This window comes from Mycobacterium sp. NGS34, from assembly GCF_059812845.1.
In genome coordinates this window covers 419,669-435,900 of the sequence record NZ_JCALDM010000004.1, presented here as the reverse complement: position 1 = coordinate 435,900, position 16,232 = coordinate 419,669, and the positions used below count along the sequence as shown (strand labels likewise).

Below are 16,232 nucleotides of genomic sequence, written 5' to 3'. Positions count from 1 at the left end.
TGCAACGCCGGCGAATACGCCGCGTAACCAACCGGTGCATAGCTTCAGCAGCCTTCAAATGGCAACTGTTGCCCTGATCGACAATTTGCTAGGGGATCTGAGCGAGGAGTTTCTTTTTCTGCTCCATGAATTCCTCGTCGGTCAGGATTCCCGAGTCACGCAGCGACGCCAGTTCCCGGAGCTCGGCGGCCACGCTCGTGATCGGTCCGCCGGTCGGGGCTTCCGGGGGCGCCTTCTTGTCGGTGGTCGTCGGCGCCCCGATTCGCTCCCGGCGGGCCGGCCCGCCGCCCCCGCCGCCGGTGCCGGCCATGGCGCGCCCGGCCATGCCCGCCAGGGCCATCTGGCTGAACAGGCTGCCCATGCTGCCGGTGGAGGCCTCGGCGGCGGCGCCCAGGCTGGTGGCCGGCAACGCGACCGCCAGCGGCCGTATCATCGTTGTCTCGGCCGCCCAGGCCGGCGGAACCGACAGCGCCCCAATGGTTTTCGCCTCGGCGAGGCCGGCCGTGGCCGCCGACCCGCCGGCCAGGTTGGTGATCACCGGAAACGGCGTGGGCGGCACCGGCGCCGTCCCCGGCCACGCCTCGATCCCCGCCCAACCGCTGACGATGTTGTCGGTGTGGAAACCGGTCAACGCGCCGGCAACGTCGAACGGCAGAGCCGGTAGCGCCACTCCGGTGTCGACACCGAGGCTCGCCGCGCTCAATTCGGGGTCGATGAAAACCCCGCTCAGGTTGGCCAGCACCGCCAGCAGGTCGAGCGGCCCGAACTGGGCGGGGGTCGCGGCCAGGCTGGTCAGCGCGGCGGGCACCCCGGCGATCGCCTGCGCGCTGGACACGGCGCCCTGCGCGTTTCCCGCGGAGGTGCCGGTGGCTTGCGCCACCGCCGCCGCCTGCGCGGCCGGCCCGGCTGCACTGGTGTTTCGCGGCGGCGGCGAGAACGGCGTCAGCGCCGTCGCCAGCGCCGACGCGGCCGCATAGCCGTACATTGCGGCGGCGTCCTGGGCCCACATCTCGGCGTACTGCGCCTCGGTCGTCGCGATGGCGGGCGTGTTCTGGCCGAAGATGTTCGTCGCCACCAGCGCCATCAGCAGGCTGCGGTTCGCCGCGACCACCGGCGGCGGAATCGTCTCGGCAAAGGCCGTCTCGTAGGCGCCGGCCGCGGCTTTGGCCTGGTTGGCGGTCTGCTCGGCCTGCGTGGCGGAGGTTCTCGTCCACGCGAGGTAGGGCGCGGCGGCGGCGGCCATCAACCCCGAGGTCGGCCCCAGCCAGGGGCCGGCGGTCAGCGCCGCGACCTCCGATTGGTAGGAACTTGCCGCCGCGTGCAGGGCGGCGGCCAGCCCGTCCCAGGCGGTTGCGGCGGCCAGCAACGGGCCCGAGCCGGGGCCGGTGTACATCCGCATGGAATTGATCTCGGGCGGCAGCGCTGCGAAGTCCATGTCGTTCCCTCCGATCGAGTCAAGCGCCGCCAGGGCACTGACGGCTTCCCGACTAGTTGCGGCGCGGACTTCCCTCAGTAGTACATGTCCAGCACATGAACGTGGCTATTACCCCGCCAAACGGCAGTGTTAACGGGTGGTGTAGGACGGCGGGCCCTGTGCGACCCCGGATCGGGTCGTGTAGAAGAGTCTCGTGGACGCGCCGCAGCCCAAACCGTTCGACACGCCGAGGCTGCGCGAAGCCATGGTCAGCCGGCTGTATCGCCGATCGATGGCCGAGGGCCAGATTTCGGTGCCGGCCGTGCCCGGCATGATCGACGAGTACTCGCAGCTCTGCGCGAATCTGTGCGCGACCCTGGGTGTGCCGTACACGCCCGAACAAGCTCGTCAGCTCAACCAGGTGCTGGAGGCCGAGCTGGCGAAGGCCTTCAAGGCGTCCCAGCGTTCGGAGATCGTCATCTCGTTTCAGGTGCCCTTCGGGACGGGCCTGAACTACCGCGTCAAGGCTGAGTGGCGCACGGTCGAGGCCGACTACGACAACTGGGTCGCCACCCGGCAGCCGCCGCTGTTCGGCCACGAGCCCGACGCGCGCGTGCTGGCGCTGGCCTGCGAGGCGGCTGACCCGGCGAGCTGCCGGGTGCTGGACGTCGGCGCCGGAACGGGGCGCAATGCCATCGCCCTGGCCCGGCGCGGCCATCCGGTGGACGCGGTCGAGATGGCGCCGAAGTTCGCCGAGCTCATGCGCGCGGAGGTGGAGGGCGAGTCGCTCGGCGTGCGCGTCATGCAGAGCGATGTCTTCACCGCGATGGAGGGCGTGCACGACGAGTACCAGCTGATGGTGCTCTCCGAGGTGGTGCCCGACTTCCGGACCCCCCACGAGTTGCGCGGCGTGTTCGAACTCGCGGCCGATGTGGTGGCGCCCGGCGGACTCCTGGTGTTCAACGCGTTCCTGCCGAAGCCCGGCTATACCCCCGACCACGCCGCTCTCGAGCTCGGGCAGCAGTGCAACACCATGATCTTCACCCGCGACGAGCTGACGAACGCCGCGGCGGGGCTGCCGTTCGAGTTGATCGGCGACGATTCGGCCTACGACTACGAGAAGGCGCACCTGCCCGAGGGAGCCTGGCCCCCGACGGGCTGGTTCGAGAGCTGGGCCAGCGGCCTGGACGTGTTCGACGTCCCGCGCGAAGAGTCCCCGATCGAGTTGCGCTGGCTCGTCTACCGGAAGACTGCCTGAGGTCGGGCGCTAGGCCGTCAGGTCCCGGGTGGCCGGGCCTTCCAGCAGGGTGCCGTCGGGGGCGAATCGCGACCCGTGCAGCGGGCATTCCCACGCCTCGTCGGCGTCGTTCCAGTTGACGATTCCACCCAGGTGCGGGCACACCGGCGACACGCGGTGCTCGGTTCCGTCGACGCGGCAGCGGGCCTCCAGGTGCCACGGCGGGCCGCTCACCACGCCGCCCTCGCCGTTGACCGGGCTGCGGCGGCCGGTGCGGATCGCCGGGGTGATCCAGCCCTTCGCCAGGTCGAAGCCCACCTCGAGGTTGGCCTGCAGGGCCGTCAGCAGACCCGACAGCTCGTGCGGACTCCAGCTGGCGAACGCGCGGGACCAGTCCATCCGCCCGCCCAGGATGCGGCTGGACAGGGCCAACGCCGCCGCGGCGCCGTTGGTCATGCCCCACTTGTTGAATCCCGTTGCGACGAAGATGGTTTCGGTGTTCGGCAGGATGGGGCCCACATACGGCAGGTAGTCGATGGGCGTGTAGTCCTGCGCCGACCAGAAGTGGGTCTGCACGGACCCGGGGTAGTGCTTTTGCGCCCACGACGACAGTTCGGCCAAGGATTTCGACGGGCTCTTCTTGCGGCCCACCGTGTGGCCGGCCCCGCCCACGATGAGCCGCTCCCCGTCCGCGACGGGGGCGTAGCGCACCGAACGCGTCGGCGAATCGGTGGAGATCATCATCGGCCGGGTGATGTTGCCGGGGACCTTGAACGCCAGGCAGTAGGACCGGCTCGGCTTCACCCGCGCGAAATACCCGCCGCGGTCCAGGATCGGAATTCCGGTGGCGAGCACCAGCTGTCCGGCCTGCAGCTCGAGGTCTCGTCCCGCGGCGTCGTCGACGTGCACGCGCACCCCCTTGCCGCGCCAGGACACGCGCCGGACCCGGGTGTGCTCGACCAGTCGCCCCCCGCGGCCGAGCAACTCGATGGCCAGCGAGTCGAGGAACGGCATGGGGTCGAACTGGGCCTGGTCGGGCAGTCGCACGCCGCCGTGGTACGGAAACGGCACGCCCGCGTCGTCGTCCCACACCGCGCCCAGGCCCACCGCCTGGCAGGCCGCCAATTCGGCGCGCGCGGACGGCACGCCCCTCGCGGACTGGGCGTAGGTGTAGGCGTCCTCGCGCTGCACGGCGACGCCGTTCGCCTCGCAGTGCGCCAGCACCCACTCCTGGCCCTCGCGGTTGCCGCACACGTAGGCGCGGCCAACGTCCAGGCCGTGCCTGGGCAGCAGCTTCGACAGCTGGCTGCCCTGCAGCAGACTGATCTTCGCGGTCGTGTTTCCCGTCGCGCAGGAACCGACGGTGCGGGCCTCGACCACCAACACGTCCTTGCCGGCGCGGGCCAGCAGAACGGCGGTCATCAGTCCGGTGATCCCGGCGCCGACGACGATGACGTCGGCGGAACTTGGGCCGTCATCAAGCCGGCTTGCGGTCCAAGGCGGTTCGGCCCGGTCGGTCAGCCATAAAGAAGTCACGGCTGGGCTGATACCCGCGCAGCGGCGACGGAAACTGCTCGCCGCCAACGGGATCGCTGTCACGCCCTGTTGAGCTGCGCTTTCGCGTCTTTGACCGATTCGGCGGCCGCGCGGCTGGCCCGCTTCGCCTTGTCGTAGGCGGCCTCGGCCCTGTTGCATTCGCGCTCGGCCTTGCGCAGGGCCTCTCGCGCCTCGTCGCGTTCGGCTTGCCGCCGGGCCAGGGCGTCGTCGGCGGCGGCCTGGGCCCGCTCGGCGTCGGTGACGGCTGCCTTCAACTTTTCGAGGCGCCGCTCCGCCGCCGTCGGCTTCGCGGGCCGCGCCGGCGCCGCGTCGCCGAATCCGCCGAAGCCCGACCATCGCTCGGGCTTGGCCAATCGGCCGAGCCGTTCGGTGACCTCGGGGTCGGCGATCGCGGCTTGCAGGGTGCCGGTCACGTCCTCGCGCACCGACGCCGACGGCCGCGCGACGTCGGCCGCGTCGAACGCGGCGCGGGCGAGCGCCTCGATCAGCTTGTGTTGTTCGGCGGACAACGCCCGGATGCGTTCGCCGTCCATCTCGGAATGCGCCGCGCGCAGGCGGTCACCGAGGTCGGCCAGGCGTTTCTTCGTGTCCCTCTGCCCGAGCGCGACCCGGTTCACGATCCAGGCCGCCGTCGTGGGCTTGCGCGCCGCGGAGATCCGTTTGGCGGCCGCCTCGTCGCCGCGCTTCTTCGCCTCGGCGGCCAGCTTGGTGCGTTGCGCGGTGAAAGCCTCCGGCTCCACCCAATAGAGAGTGTCGAGTTCGTCGGCCATGACCCCATGATCCCCCGACGTTTCAGGGAGAACGCCCTGGGCTATTTGATGCACATGATCGCGCTCCGCTCGGCAAATCGATGGCTGCGCCTCTTCCTTCCGGCCGTGTTGCTTGTCATCGCGCTTGTCGCCGGCTGCGCGAAGCACGGCGCCGCGTCGAAACCGCCTGAGCCGGCACGGATCAACATCATCCCCACCTCGGGCGCACACGACGTCGACCCTGTCGCGCCCGTGCTGGTCAAGGCCAACGGCGGGACGCTGGTGGGCGTGCGCATGGTCAACGAGAGCGGCAAGGTGATCGACGGCGTGACGACCCCGGACAACACGGTCTGGAAGCCCACCGTACCGCTGGGCTACGGGCGCACCTACACGCTGACGGTCACCAGCCGGGGCTCGAACGGCGTTGACAACACGCAGGTTTCGTCGTTCTCGACGCTAAAGCCGTCCAACCAGACCAAGGTTTCGTTCACCACCACCTCGGAGGCCGCGTTGCACGACGGCGGCACCTACGGCGTCGGAATGGTGGTCGTCGCCCACTTCGACGAGCAGATCGCCGACCGCGCCGCCGCCGAGCGACAGCTGAACGTGACCACCGATCCCCCGGTGCAGGGTTCGTGGTACTGGGTCGACAGCCAAAACGCCCACTGGCGGCCCGAGCATTACTACGCCCCGGGCACGACGGTCACCGCCGAGGCGAAGATCTATGGAATCGCCTTGGGCGACGGGCTATTCGGCCAGGACGACACGCGGGTGTCGTTCCGGATCGGCGACGCGCACATCTCCATCGCCGACGACGCCACCCATCAGGTAAGCGTCTTCGACGGCGGCAGGCTGGTCCGCACGATGCCGACCAGCATGGGCATGGGGGGCACCGAGGACGTCGGCAGCCGCAGCATCTCGCTGTGGACCCCACCGGGCGTCTACACCGTCATCGACAAGGGCAACCCCGTCGTGATGGATTCCTCGACGTTCGGACTGCCCAAGAACTCGCGCCTCGGCTATCGCGAGACCATCAACTACGCGACCAAGATCAGCACCGACGGCATCTACCTGCACGAGCTGGACGCGACGGTGTGGGCCCAGGGCCACCGCGACACCTCGCACGGGTGCCTCAACCTCAACGCCGACAACGCGAAGTGGTTCTACGACTTCTCCGTGCCCGGAGACGTCGTCGAGGTCCGCAACAGCGGCGGACCGCCGTTGACGCTGGCCCAGAACGGTGACTGGACGCTGAGCTGGGACCAGTGGCGCGGCGGCAGCGCCTTGAAGGCCCCGTAAGACCCACTGCCGCAACGGCATTCGGGGTCCGCCGCCCCCATTGAAGGGGCCCGGTTCACCAGATATTCCCGAGCTCTCCCCCAGGAAAGTCTTGACTGATTCCAAATAAGGGAGTGATATGGACCACATGTCCTCATCGGCGAGTTCCGCGGAGCGGCTGCGCATGGCCGACCTGCGGGTGACCCGCCCCCGGGTCGCCGTCCTCGAGGCCGTGCACGCCAACCCCCACGCCGACACCGACACGATCTTCAACGCGGTGCGCGGGGAGTTGCCCGAGGTTTCGCGCCAGGCCGTGTACGACGTGCTCAGCGCGCTGACCGCCGCGGGCCTGGTGCGCCGGATCCAGCCGTTGGGTCTGGTCGCCCGCTACGAATCCCGCGTCGGCGACAACCACCACCACGTCGTGTGCCGCGCCTGCGGGGTCATCACCGACGTCGACTGCGCGGTGGGCGAGGCACCGTGCCTGACCCCGTTGGACGACAACAACGTTCTGGATGGCTTCGTCCTCGACGAGGCCGAAGTCATCTACTGGGGCATGTGCCCCGACTGCTCGACGGCAGAGTCCTGATCACTCCCGTGATCACAGCCCGATTCACCTAACACCGAAAGGAATGTTGTGTCTGAGAGTGAAAACCCGGCAATCCCGGCGCCCGAGCCCAAGTCGCACGGACCGCTGACGAACCGGGACTGGTGGCCCGACCAGATCGACGTGTCGACGCTGCACCCGCACAACCCCCAATCCAACCCGTTGGGCGACGACTTCGACTACGCCGCGGAATTCGCCAAGCTCGACGTCGACGCGCTCAAGGCGGACGTCATCTCGGTGATGACCACCTCGCAGGACTGGTGGCCCGCCGACTACGGCCACTACGGCGGCCTGTTCATCCGGATGAGCTGGCACGCCGCCGGCACCTACCGCATCTTCGACGGCCGCGGCGGCGGCGGGCAGGGCATGCAGCGCTTCGCCCCGCTCAACAGCTGGCCGGACAACGTCAGCCTGGACAAGGCCCGGCGGCTGCTGTGGCCGGTCAAGAAGAAGTACGGCAACAAGATCTCCTGGGCGGACCTGATCATCTTCGCCGGCAACTGCGCCCTGGAGTCGATGGGCTTCAAGACCTTCGGCTTCGCCTTCGGCCGCGAGGACGTGTGGGAGCCCGAAGAGATCCTCTGGGGCGAGGAGGATGAATGGCTGGGCACCAACAAGCGCTACTCCGGTGAGCGGGATCTCGCCCAGCCGTACGGCGCCACCACCATGGGTCTGATCTACGTGAATCCCGAAGGGCCCGAGGGCAAGCCGGACCCGATCGCCGCGGCGATCGACATCCGCGAGACGTTCGGCCGGATGGCGATGAACGACGAGGAGACCGCCGCGCTCATCGTGGGTGGGCACAGCTTCGGCAAGACCCACGGCGCCGGTGGCGGCGATCTGGTGGGTCCCGAGCCGGAGGCCGCCCCGATCGAGCAGCAAGGGCTGGGCTGGAAGAGCTCGTACGGCAGCGGCGTGGGCAAGGACGCCATCACCAGCGGCCTGGAGGTCGTCTGGACGCCCACCCCGACCAAGTGGGACAACACCTTCCTGGAGACCCTGTACGGCTACGAGTGGGAGCTGACCAAGAGCCCCGGCGACGCCTGGCAGTTCGTCGCCAAGGACGGCGCCGGTGCGGGCACCATCCCCGACCCGTTCGGCGGGCCGGGCCGCGCCCCGACGATGCTGGTGACCGACATCTCGATGCGGGAGTCCCCGATCTACCGCGACATCACCCGTCGCTGGCTGGATCATCCCGAGGAGCTGACCGAGGCGTTCGCCAAGGCCTGGTACAAGCTGCTGCATCGCGACATGGGCCCGATCAGCCGCTACCTCGGGCCGTGGGTCGCCGAGCCGCAGCTCTGGCAGGACCCGGTTCCCGCCGTCGACCACGAGCTGGTCGACGACAAGGACGTCGCCGCGCTGAAGGGCAAGGTGCTCGACTCCGGCCTGTCGGTGCCGCAACTGGTCAAGACGGCGTGGTCGGCGGCGTCGAGCTACCGCAACACCGACAAGCGCGGCGGCGCCAACGGGGCGCGGCTGCGCCTGGAGCCGCAGCGCAACTGGGAGGTCAACGAGCCCTCCGAGCTGGACAAGGTGCTGCCCGTGCTGGAGAAGATCCAGCAGGACTTCAACGCGTCGGCGTCCGGCGGCAAGAAGATCTCGTTGGCGGACCTGATCGTGCTGGCCGGCTCGGCGGCGGTGGAGAAGGCGGCGAAGGACGCCGGCTACGAGATCACGGTGCACTTCGCGCCCGGTCGCACCGACGCCTCGCAGGAGAGCACCGACGTGGAGTCGTTCGCGGTGCTCGAACCGCGGGCCGACGGGTTCCGCAACTACATCCGCGCCGGCGAGAAGGCGCCACTGGAGCAGCTGCTGGTGGAGCGGGCCTACCTGCTGGGTGTGACCGGGCCCGAGATGACGGTGCTCGTCGGCGGGCTGCGTGCCCTCGGCGCGAACCACGGCGGCAGCAAGCACGGCGTGTTCACCGACCGGCCCGGCACGCTGACCAACGACTTCTTCGTCAACCTGCTCGACATGGACAACGCGTGGAAGGCGTCCGACTCGGCGGAGAACGTCTACGAGGTCGTCGACCGCAAGTCGGGACAAAAGAAGTGGACGGCCACCGCCAACGACCTGGTGTTCGGGTCGAACTCGGTGCTGCGTGGGCTGTCGGAGGTCTACGCCCAGGACGACTACCAGGGGAAGTTCGTCGAGGACTTCGTCGCGGCCTGGGTGAAGGTCATGAACGCCGACCGGTTCGACCTCAAATAACGCCCGGAATCCGATAACACCCGGCGCCCCGCGAGCTACCGACTCGCGGGGCGTCGGGTATTTCGTGCGCGCAGTGAGGCCAGCCACACTATTACCCACGGGTAACCTACGAAGGCGTAAGTTGCGTATCGTGGCTAAGTGGCCGATGCGTCCGACTACCAAAGCTGGGTAAACGGTTGACATGAGCGATTTGCAATATCTGGAACTTCACGGGGACCGGATCGCCTACCGGGATGCCGGCGACGGGCCTGCCCTGCTGCTGATACACGGGATGGCCGGCAGCTCCGCGACGTGGCACGCGATCATTCCGCAGCTGTCGAAGAAATACCGCGTCATCGCGCCGGACCTGCTCGGCCACGGCATGTCCGCGAAACCGCGTGGCGATTACTCGCTGGGAGCCTTCGCCGTCTTTCTGCGCGACCTGCTCGACGAACTCGGGGTGGACCGGGCAACGGTGATTGGGCAGTCCCTCGGCGGCGGTATCGCGATGCAGTTCGCCCACCAGCACCGGGACCATTGCGAGCGGTTGGCCCTCATCGGCAGCGGTGGCCTCGGCCCCGACCTGAGCCCACTGCTACGGATCCTGTCCGCGCCGGGCGCGGAGTTCGTGTTGCCCGTCGTCGCGCCGCAACCGGTGCTGAACATCGGGAACAAGCTGGGTTCGTGGCTGACCTCGGCCGGGATTCAGGCGCCGCGAGCGGGTGAGATGTGGCACGCCTACTGCTCACTGTCCGATGCGCGGACCCGCCAAGCCTTTTTGCGGACGTTGCGCTCAGTGGTGGACTACCGCGGTCAGGCGGTCAGCGCTTTGAACAAGATCCACGTCGCGGCCGGGATGCCCGTCGTGCTGATTTGGGGCGACCAGGACCGGATCATTCCCGTTGCCCACGCCTACGCCGCCCATGATGCGCTGGAGGGCAGTCGCCTCGAGGTGCTCGAGGGCATCGGACACTTCCCTCATGTGGAAGCTCCGTCGGCCGTGGCGGACATCCTGGAGGACTTCATCGCGTCGACGACCCCGTCGAGCGCGCCCCAGCGGAACGGTGATCGTCCGGTACACCTGGGGATGTAGAGCAGGATCAGCGCGACAAATCCCATTGGCCGTAGTCGGCGGCGAGGACGTCGTCGATGTCCACGTTGATCCCGCCCAGCAGCGGACTCGGGTTCGACGGGCTGTTCACCACGGTCTGATAAAGCACCGCCGCCGGCTCGCGCTCCCCGTTGGACCACGACCTCGTCTGCCACGCCCACCGGTGGCCCGGGGTGGTCGAGTTCCCGATGACGCCGTCGCGGATCGCCCAGCCGCACGCCCGGGCGTGCCCGTAGATGCCGGTGCGGCCCACGCCCAATACCGAGTTGAGGCCCCGAAACCATTGCACCGCAGGGCCGTTCCAGGTGCTCTCGTCGATGTTGTCGTCGACGCTGAAGAAGATCGGGGCCGAGGCCGTTCCCCCCGCCGCGTTGTGCAGTTGCAGGGCGGTGTGCGCGTCGGCCACCCCGCCGTCGTACCCACGGGTGTAATCCGATGGGTCGGGCCAGCCGGGTTTGCCGTACTGGAAGTTGCTGACGATCTGCAGGCCCGCGGTGCGCAGGGCGTCCGCGTACTCGCGGGTGATCGGCTTGGCCTCGAAGTTCGCGCCCGGCCGCGACGCGGACACGTAGTTCACCACCCCGGCGTAGCCCGCCGCCTTGATCTCGTCGGGCGCGATCCTCTTCTCGGCGAAATCGATCAGTTGCACGTTGGCCGCCGACGCCCGCTGCTGCGCGAGCGGCGCGGCCAGGCCCAGCAGGGCCGGCGCGAACGCGTACTTGAAGACCTCGCGTCGTGAGACCGATCGCACGGCGCGATGGTAACAAAGTCGCATCCGGCGATCGGGCGGGACGAGCTGATGCCTACGGGGCCATGGCGGATTGATGACGAGCCGATGCGGGACACTCGCGGTGAGATAGGCCGGTGAGTTACTCCGTCGGGCCGAAGGTCGCCCGCGATTGCATCAATTAGGTCGGCGAACTATAGTCTGGACACATGTCCAGTTTGCTGTCACGGAGCTCGGGAGCCCGTTGATCGCGATGGATTGGGGGCCGACCGCCCGCTATTTTTCTCCGGCGGATAAGAGTTGAGTATGCGAATTGCCCTGCTGTCCTATCGCAGTAAGGACCATTGCGGCGGACAGGGCGTCTACGTGCGCCATCTCAGCCGCGGCCTGGTCGAGCTCGGCCACGACGTCGAGGTGTTCTCCGGCCAGCCCTATCCCGAGCTGCTCGATCCGCGGGTGCGCCTGACCAAGGTGCCCAGCCTGGACCTCTATCGGGAGCCCGACCCGTTCCGGGTGCCCCGCCCCAGCGAGATCCGCGACTCGATCGACCTGCTGGAGCTGCTGACCGTGTGGACGGCGGGCTTCCCCGAACCGCGGACGTTCACCATGCGCGTGGCCCGGCTGCTGGCCGAGCGCGCGAACGATTTCGACCTCGTGCACGACAACCAGAGCCTGGGCACCGGCCTGCTGGCGATCGCCGGCGCGGGGTTGCCCGTCGTCGCGACCGTGCACCACCCCATCACCCGCGACCGCGTGCTCGACGTCGCCGCCGCGCGCTGGTGGCGCAAACCGCTGGTGCACCGCTGGTACGGGTTCTCCAAAATGCAGGAGCAGGTGGCCCGCCGGATCCCCGACCTGCTGACGGTCTCGTCGTCGTCGGCCGCCGACATCGTCGCCGACTTCGGCGTCTCCCCCGAGCAACTGCACGTCGTGCCGTTGGGGGTGAACACCGAGCTGTTCCGGCCGGCATCGGCCCCCCGGCAATCCGGCCGCATCATCGCGATCGCCAGCGCCGACACCCCGCTGAAGGGTGTGCGCACGCTGCTGCACGCGGTCGCCCGGCTGCGCACACGCCGCGACGTCGAGTTGCGGCTGGTCGCCAAGGTGGAACCCAACGGCCCCACCCACAAACTCATTGCGGAGCTGGGGATCTCGGACATCGTCCACATCACCAGCGGACTTTCCGACGAGGCGCTCGCCGCCCTGTTCGCGTCGGCCGAGGTCGCCTGCATTCCCTCTCTCTACGAAGGGTTTTCGCTGCCGGCCGTGGAAGCGATGGCGAGCGGAACACCGATCGTGGCCAGCCGGGTGGGCGCGCTGCCCGAGGTCCTGGGGACCGACGGCGCCTGCGCCGAGCTGGTGCCGCCGGCCGACGTCGACGCCCTGACCGGCGCGCTCGGCGAGCTGCTCGACTCGCCGGAGAAGCGCCGCACCATGGGCAAGGCCGGCCGGGACCGCGCGATCAACGTTTTCAGTTGGGAGGCCGTGGCCGCTCAAACCGTGCAGGTCTACGAGCGGGCGATCGCGCGATGCTGACGATAGATTTCGACCGGCTCGGTATCGGGCCGTCCACCAAGGTGATCGACGTGGGATGCGGGGCGGGCCGGCACGCCTTCGAGGCGTATCGGCGCGGCGCCGACGTCGTCGCGTTCGACCGCGACGCCGACGAACTGCGTTCCGTGGAGGCCATCCTGCAGGCGATGGCCGAGACCGGCGAGGCGCCCGAGGCGGCGTCGGCGAAGGTCGTGCACGGCGATGCGCTGAGCCTGCCGTACGCCGACGAGACATTCGACTGCGTCATCGCCTCGGAAATCCTCGAACACGTCCCCCAGGACGACACCGCCATCGCCGAGCTGGTCAGGGTCCTCAAAGTCGGTGGGACGCTGGCGGTCAGCGTCCCGCGCTGGCTTCCGGAGCTGGTCTGCTGGCTGCTCTCCGACGAATACCACGCCAACGAGGGCGGCCATGTCCGCATCTACCGGGCAAGCGAGTTGCGCGGCAAAATCTCCGGCGGCGGAATGGAATTGATCCACGCCCATCATGCGCACGCTTTGCACTCGCCGTTCTGGTGGCTGAAATGCGCGGTGGGCGTGTCGAATTCCGAACACCCGGCCGTGGCCGCCTACCACAAGCTCCTGGTGTGGGACCTGATGCAGCGGCCCAAGGTGACGCAGCTGGCCGAGTCGCTGCTCAACCCGCTCGTCGGCAAGAGCGTGGTCCTGTATTTCGCCAAGTACTACAACGCGCGGCCGGCCGCGGAAAGCGAAGCAGCCCCGGGATATTCAGTTGCGTCGAGCTAGCGCCCCGGCGATTCCGGGTGTCCTCACCCCGGAGCAGTGCCGGCAGACCGCGCGGTCGATAGCCGCCGACCAGGAACCGTCGGGTGCCATCCCCTGGTTCGCGGGTGGCCACACCGACCCGTGGGACCACGTGGAGTGCGCGATGGCGCTCACCGTGGCCGGGCTGCTGGAGCCGGCGCGGGCGGCGTTCGAATGGAGCCGTCGCACGCAGCGGCCCGACGGCTCCTGGCCCATCCAAACCCGCGCGGGGGTCGTCGAAGACGCCAACAGCGACAGCAACTTCTGCGCATACATCGCGACGGGCGTCTGGCATCACGTGCTGATCACCGGCGACCGGTCGTTCGCCGCCGAAATGTGGCCGGTGGTCCACAAGGCGATCGACTTCGTCATCGATCTGCAGTTCGGCTACGGCGAGATCGCCTGGGCCCGAAGCGAAGCCGGACCGCTCCCGGAAGCGCTGCTGACCGGGTGCGCCAGCGTGTTCCACAGCATCCGCTGCGGGCTGGCGCTGGCCGTTCTGGTCGGGGACCCGCAGCCGGAATGGGAGCTCGCGCTGGGCCGCCTGGGCCACGCGATCGCGGTGCATCCGGAGGCGTTCACCGAAAAGGACCGCTACTCGATGGACTGGTACTACCCGATTCTGGGTGGCGCCCTGCGGGGGCCGGCCGCCGCCGCGCGAATCAGGCAGCGCTGGGACGACTTTGTGGTCGACGGTTTGGGCATCCGCTGCGTCGGGGATCGGCCCTGGGTGACCGGCGCCGAAACCTGCGAACTGGTGATGGCCCTGGACGCCATCGGCCACCGCTCCGACGCGCACCGGCAGTTCGCCGCGATGCAGCACCTGCGCGAAGAGGACGGTTCCTATTGGACGGGCCTGGTTTTCGCCGACGGGAAGCGGTGGCCCGAGGAGCGCACCACCTGGACCGGCGCGGCCATGATCCTGGCGGCCGACGCGCTGTCGGACACCACCGCGGGCGCCGGGATCTTCCGCGGCGACGGGCTGCCCATGGGGCTGCAGACCGACTTCGACTGCGAGTGCGTGGTTACCTGACCCCGCCCGAGGCGTCACCCGGCCGTCCGCCGGTGCGTTCGAGCACCCGCAGCGACCCGGTGGCCGAAACCTCCCGGAACTGACCGGAATCCATGGCTCGGCAATAGATGTGATACGGCGGGCGGCCGCCGTCGCGCGGGTCGGGGAACACGTCGTGGATGAGCAGCGCCCCGCCGACGTCCACCCACTTCGCCCAGCCGTCGAAGTCCTCGTTCGCGGCCTTCTCGGAGTGGCCGCCGTCGATGAACAACAATCGCAGCGGGGTGCGCCACCCCCGGGCCACGACCGGCGACTTCCCCACGACGGCGACGACGTGGTCGTCGAGCCCGGCGGCGTCCAGCGTGTGACGGAACGTCGGCAGCGTGTCGAACAGCCCGGTCACGTCGTCGACCAACGACGCGTCGTGGTACTCCCAGCCGGCTTGGTGCTCCTCGGAGCCGTGGTGATGGTCGACGGTGTAGAGCACGCTGCCGGTCTGTTGCGCCGCCGCGCCGAGCAGCAGGGTGGACTTGCCGCAGTAGGTGCCGACCTCGACGCCGACGCCGCCGTCGAGGTACCGAACCGCGGCGTCGTAGAGCGCGCGGCCCTCGTCGGGCGGCATGAAGCCCTGTACCTGCTCGGCCAGCGCAAACAGGCGCTCGGCGGGACTGGCTTCGGCGTGGCTCATGAGGCGAACCTATCCGACCGCCATTCACGGTGCCCAGGCGGCGCGGTCGCTCTACGATCGTGCTGTGCGTGCTTTGCCTTTCCGCAAGTTGCTTGATATCGGGATGGCCGCGGCCGTCGGCGCGGCCGCGCTGACTTTTGCGGCCGCGGTGGTGCCGTCCGCGACGCCCGAGGCCGCCGCCGCGAGCTGTCCCGCGGTGCAGGTCGTCTTCGCTCGCGGCCGCTACGAGTCGCCCGGCACCGGCGCGCTCGGCAGCGCGTTCATCAGCGCGCTGCGATCCAAGGTGTCCAAGAACATCGGCGTCTACGCCGTCAACTACCCCGCCGACACGCAGATCGACATCGGCGCCAACGACATGAGCCATCACATCCAGGACATGGTCAACAACTGCCCCAACACCCGGCTGGTGCTGGGCGGCTACTCGCTCGGCGCGGCCGTCACCGATGTGGTGCTCGCGGCGCCCATCTCCGCGTTCGGTTTCGACAGCCCCCTGCCGTCGGGCATCGACCAGCACATCGCCGCCGTCGCGCTGTTCGGCAACGGGAGCCAGTGGGTGGGTCCGATCACGAACTTCAATCCGATCTACAACGACCGAACCATCGAGTTGTGCCACGGCGCCGACCCCATCTGCAACCCGGCCGACCCGAACACCTGGAAAGAGAACTGGCCGCAGCACCTCGCCAGCGCGTACATCGACGCGGGCATGCCGAATCAGGCCGCCGATTTCGTCGCGGGCAGGCTCTGACCTCGCGATTTCAGGCTTCGTACGTGACGTGATACCAGTGGCGTACCGGCCTGTGGCCCTTGTCCGCCTGGCCCGTGTCCGTCGCGCTCACGACGTTGACGTCAGTCACGCCTGGATTGTGGGCCTCAATGTAGCGCTCCAACTCGTGCAGAAGTGCGCCATGCGGCTGGGCGGGGTTCGCGAGTGCTTTCGTCCTGCGTGTCTCTGCCACGCGAAGAATTATGCCGCGAGGCGGGCCGTCGCGCACCCGGTGCTAATTGATTGCATTACAACGGAATTCGGATAATGGCCGAACCCGCGAAAGCGCAATTGCCGCGCATTTCGCGGTTTTAACGGCGCCGAGTTTCAGGCCGGGGTGTCGGTGCTCGAGTACACCTTGAAGTCGCGGGTGACCTGGCCACCCGCTGCGGCGGCGCGCCGACGCGCGACAAAAGAAGGATGGCGGCGCATCGCGTCGCGGCGCTCCCGGTCCCGCCGCCGAGCCGCGGCCCATGCGGGATGGGACTGAAGGAAAATGACCGTCGCTCCGGCTGCGTCCGCCACGATTCCAACTCCTCCCGTGCAATCCGCAAAAGCACGAACAGTGTTTATCGGTT

Annotated in this window: 15 protein-coding genes; 9 read left to right on the top strand and 6 right to left on the bottom strand. The window is 68.8% G+C overall.

Annotation, left to right across the window (positions count from 1 at the left end; genetic code table 11):
- Nucleotides 1–88: 88 nt before the first annotated feature.
- Nucleotides 89–1,435 carry a PPE family protein, SVP subgroup gene (locus tag AC5Y7V_RS13775; protein ID WP_499880574.1) on the bottom strand — a complete coding sequence of 449 codons (1,347 nt, stop codon included), beginning with the start codon at nt 1,433–1,435 and terminating at the stop codon, nt 89–91.
- A gap of 244 nt (nt 1,436–1,679) precedes the next feature.
- Between AC5Y7V_RS13775 and AC5Y7V_RS13770 the strand changes: the two genes are divergently transcribed.
- Complete coding sequence (locus AC5Y7V_RS13770; protein WP_499880653.1) at nt 1,680–2,672, top strand: class I SAM-dependent methyltransferase; 993 nt, start codon at nt 1,680–1,682, stop codon at nt 2,670–2,672.
- A 9-nt stretch (nt 2,673–2,681) separates the two neighbouring features.
- Here the strand turns inward: AC5Y7V_RS13770 and AC5Y7V_RS13765 are convergent, their stop codons facing one another.
- Together AC5Y7V_RS13765 and AC5Y7V_RS13760 are read right to left on the bottom strand one after the other, a co-directional pair.
- Nucleotides 2,682–4,187 (bottom strand): FAD-dependent oxidoreductase, encoded by a 1,506-nt coding sequence (locus AC5Y7V_RS13765; RefSeq protein ID WP_499880573.1) that lies wholly within the window; start codon nt 4,185–4,187, stop codon nt 2,682–2,684.
- A 59-nt stretch (nt 4,188–4,246) separates the two neighbouring features.
- Entirely contained in the window at nt 4,247–4,978 is a 732-nt protein-coding gene (locus AC5Y7V_RS13760) for a hypothetical protein (RefSeq protein WP_499880572.1), read from the bottom strand.
- A 48-nt stretch (nt 4,979–5,026) separates the two neighbouring features.
- On the opposite strand from AC5Y7V_RS13760, the gene AC5Y7V_RS13755 reads away from it, so the two are divergent.
- The 4 genes from AC5Y7V_RS13755 (at nt 5,027) to AC5Y7V_RS13740 (ending at nt 10,128) form a co-directional block, all read left to right on the top strand.
- Complete coding sequence (locus tag AC5Y7V_RS13755) at nt 5,027–6,256, top strand: L,D-transpeptidase (RefSeq protein WP_499880652.1); 1,230 nt, start codon at nt 5,027–5,029, stop codon at nt 6,254–6,256.
- A 127-nt stretch (nt 6,257–6,383) separates the two neighbouring features.
- Nucleotides 6,384–6,824 carry a Fur family transcriptional regulator gene (locus AC5Y7V_RS13750; protein WP_499880651.1) on the top strand — a complete coding sequence of 147 codons (441 nt, stop codon included), beginning with the start codon at nt 6,384–6,386 and terminating at the stop codon, nt 6,822–6,824.
- 48 nt (nt 6,825–6,872) lie between these two features.
- The gene (gene katG, locus AC5Y7V_RS13745; RefSeq protein WP_499880571.1) at nt 6,873–9,056 is read left to right on the top strand and encodes a catalase/peroxidase HPI; all 2,184 of its coding nucleotides are present in this window, start codon (nt 6,873–6,875) and stop codon (nt 9,054–9,056) included.
- A 181-nt stretch (nt 9,057–9,237) separates the two neighbouring features.
- The gene (locus AC5Y7V_RS13740; protein WP_499880570.1) at nt 9,238–10,128 is read left to right on the top strand and encodes an alpha/beta fold hydrolase; all 891 of its coding nucleotides are present in this window, start codon (nt 9,238–9,240) and stop codon (nt 10,126–10,128) included.
- A gap of 7 nt (nt 10,129–10,135) precedes the next feature.
- On the opposite strand, the gene AC5Y7V_RS13735 is transcribed toward AC5Y7V_RS13740, so the two are convergent.
- Nucleotides 10,136–10,921: a DUF1906 domain-containing protein gene (locus tag AC5Y7V_RS13735; RefSeq protein ID WP_499880569.1), complete on the bottom strand. Its 786-nt coding sequence runs from the start codon at nt 10,919–10,921 to the stop codon at nt 10,136–10,138.
- Nucleotides 10,922–11,179: 258 nt separating this feature from the next.
- Between AC5Y7V_RS13735 and manT the strand changes: the two genes are divergently transcribed.
- The 3 genes from manT to mmpH are packed head-to-tail and all read left to right on the top strand — an operon-like array spanning nt 11,180 to nt 14,224.
- Entirely contained in the window at nt 11,180–12,409 is a 1,230-nt protein-coding gene (manT, locus tag AC5Y7V_RS13730; protein ID WP_499880568.1) for an MMP alpha-(1->4)-mannosyltransferase, read from the top strand.
- A complete protein-coding gene (locus AC5Y7V_RS13725) occupies nt 12,403–13,173 on the top strand; it encodes a class I SAM-dependent methyltransferase (protein ID WP_499880567.1) in 771 nt (256 codons plus the stop codon). The genes manT and AC5Y7V_RS13725 overlap by 7 nt, the downstream gene beginning before the upstream one ends.
- Nucleotides 13,160–14,224, top strand: coding sequence for an MMP endo-(1,4)-3-O-methyl-alpha-D-mannosidase (gene mmpH, locus AC5Y7V_RS13720; RefSeq protein ID WP_499880566.1), 1,065 nt, complete (start codon nt 13,160–13,162; stop codon nt 14,222–14,224). The genes AC5Y7V_RS13725 and mmpH overlap by 14 nt, the downstream gene beginning before the upstream one ends.
- Here mmpH and AC5Y7V_RS13715 read toward each other — a convergent pair.
- Nucleotides 14,217–14,891: a class I SAM-dependent methyltransferase gene (locus AC5Y7V_RS13715; RefSeq protein WP_499880565.1), complete on the bottom strand. Its 675-nt coding sequence runs from the start codon at nt 14,889–14,891 to the stop codon at nt 14,217–14,219. The two genes, mmpH and AC5Y7V_RS13715, sit on opposite strands and share 8 nt — an antisense overlap.
- 103 nt (nt 14,892–14,994) lie before the next feature.
- Between AC5Y7V_RS13715 and AC5Y7V_RS13710 the strand changes: the two genes are divergently transcribed.
- Nucleotides 14,995–15,636 carry a cutinase family protein gene (locus tag AC5Y7V_RS13710; RefSeq protein WP_499880650.1) on the top strand — a complete coding sequence of 214 codons (642 nt, stop codon included), beginning with the start codon at nt 14,995–14,997 and terminating at the stop codon, nt 15,634–15,636.
- Nucleotides 15,637–15,981: 345 nt separating this feature from the next.
- Here the strand turns inward: AC5Y7V_RS13710 and AC5Y7V_RS13705 are convergent, their stop codons facing one another.
- Nucleotides 15,982–16,179 (bottom strand): hypothetical protein, encoded by a 198-nt coding sequence (locus AC5Y7V_RS13705; protein WP_499880564.1) that lies wholly within the window; start codon nt 16,177–16,179, stop codon nt 15,982–15,984.
- Between the last annotated feature and the right edge of the window lie 53 nt (nt 16,180–16,232).

Bases quoted from the DNA above. Each gene is read 5' to 3' on its own strand.
- AC5Y7V_RS13755 (WP_499880652.1), top strand. From the start codon at position 5,027: ATGCACATGATCGCGCTCCGCTCGGCAAATCGATGGCTGCGCCTCTTC.
- AC5Y7V_RS13715 (WP_499880565.1), bottom strand. From the start codon at position 14,891: ATGAGCCACGCCGAAGCCAGTCCCGCCGAGCGCCTGTTTGCGCTGGCC.
- AC5Y7V_RS13750 (WP_499880651.1), top strand. From the start codon at position 6,384: ATGTCCTCATCGGCGAGTTCCGCGGAGCGGCTGCGCATGGCCGACCTG.
- AC5Y7V_RS13770 (WP_499880653.1), top strand. From the start codon at position 1,680: ATGGTCAGCCGGCTGTATCGCCGATCGATGGCCGAGGGCCAGATTTCG.
- AC5Y7V_RS13775 (WP_499880574.1), bottom strand. From the start codon at position 1,435: ATGGACTTCGCAGCGCTGCCGCCCGAGATCAATTCCATGCGGATGTAC.
- AC5Y7V_RS13735 (WP_499880569.1), bottom strand. From the start codon at position 10,921: ATGCGACTTTGTTACCATCGCGCCGTGCGATCGGTCTCACGACGCGAG.
- AC5Y7V_RS13725 (WP_499880567.1), top strand. From the start codon at position 12,403: ATGCTGACGATAGATTTCGACCGGCTCGGTATCGGGCCGTCCACCAAG.
- AC5Y7V_RS13710 (WP_499880650.1), top strand. From the start codon at position 14,995: ATGGCCGCGGCCGTCGGCGCGGCCGCGCTGACTTTTGCGGCCGCGGTG.
- manT (WP_499880568.1), top strand. From the start codon at position 11,180: ATGCGAATTGCCCTGCTGTCCTATCGCAGTAAGGACCATTGCGGCGGA.
- AC5Y7V_RS13760 (WP_499880572.1), bottom strand. From the start codon at position 4,978: ATGGCCGACGAACTCGACACTCTCTATTGGGTGGAGCCGGAGGCTTTC.
- AC5Y7V_RS13740 (WP_499880570.1), top strand. From the start codon at position 9,238: ATGAGCGATTTGCAATATCTGGAACTTCACGGGGACCGGATCGCCTAC.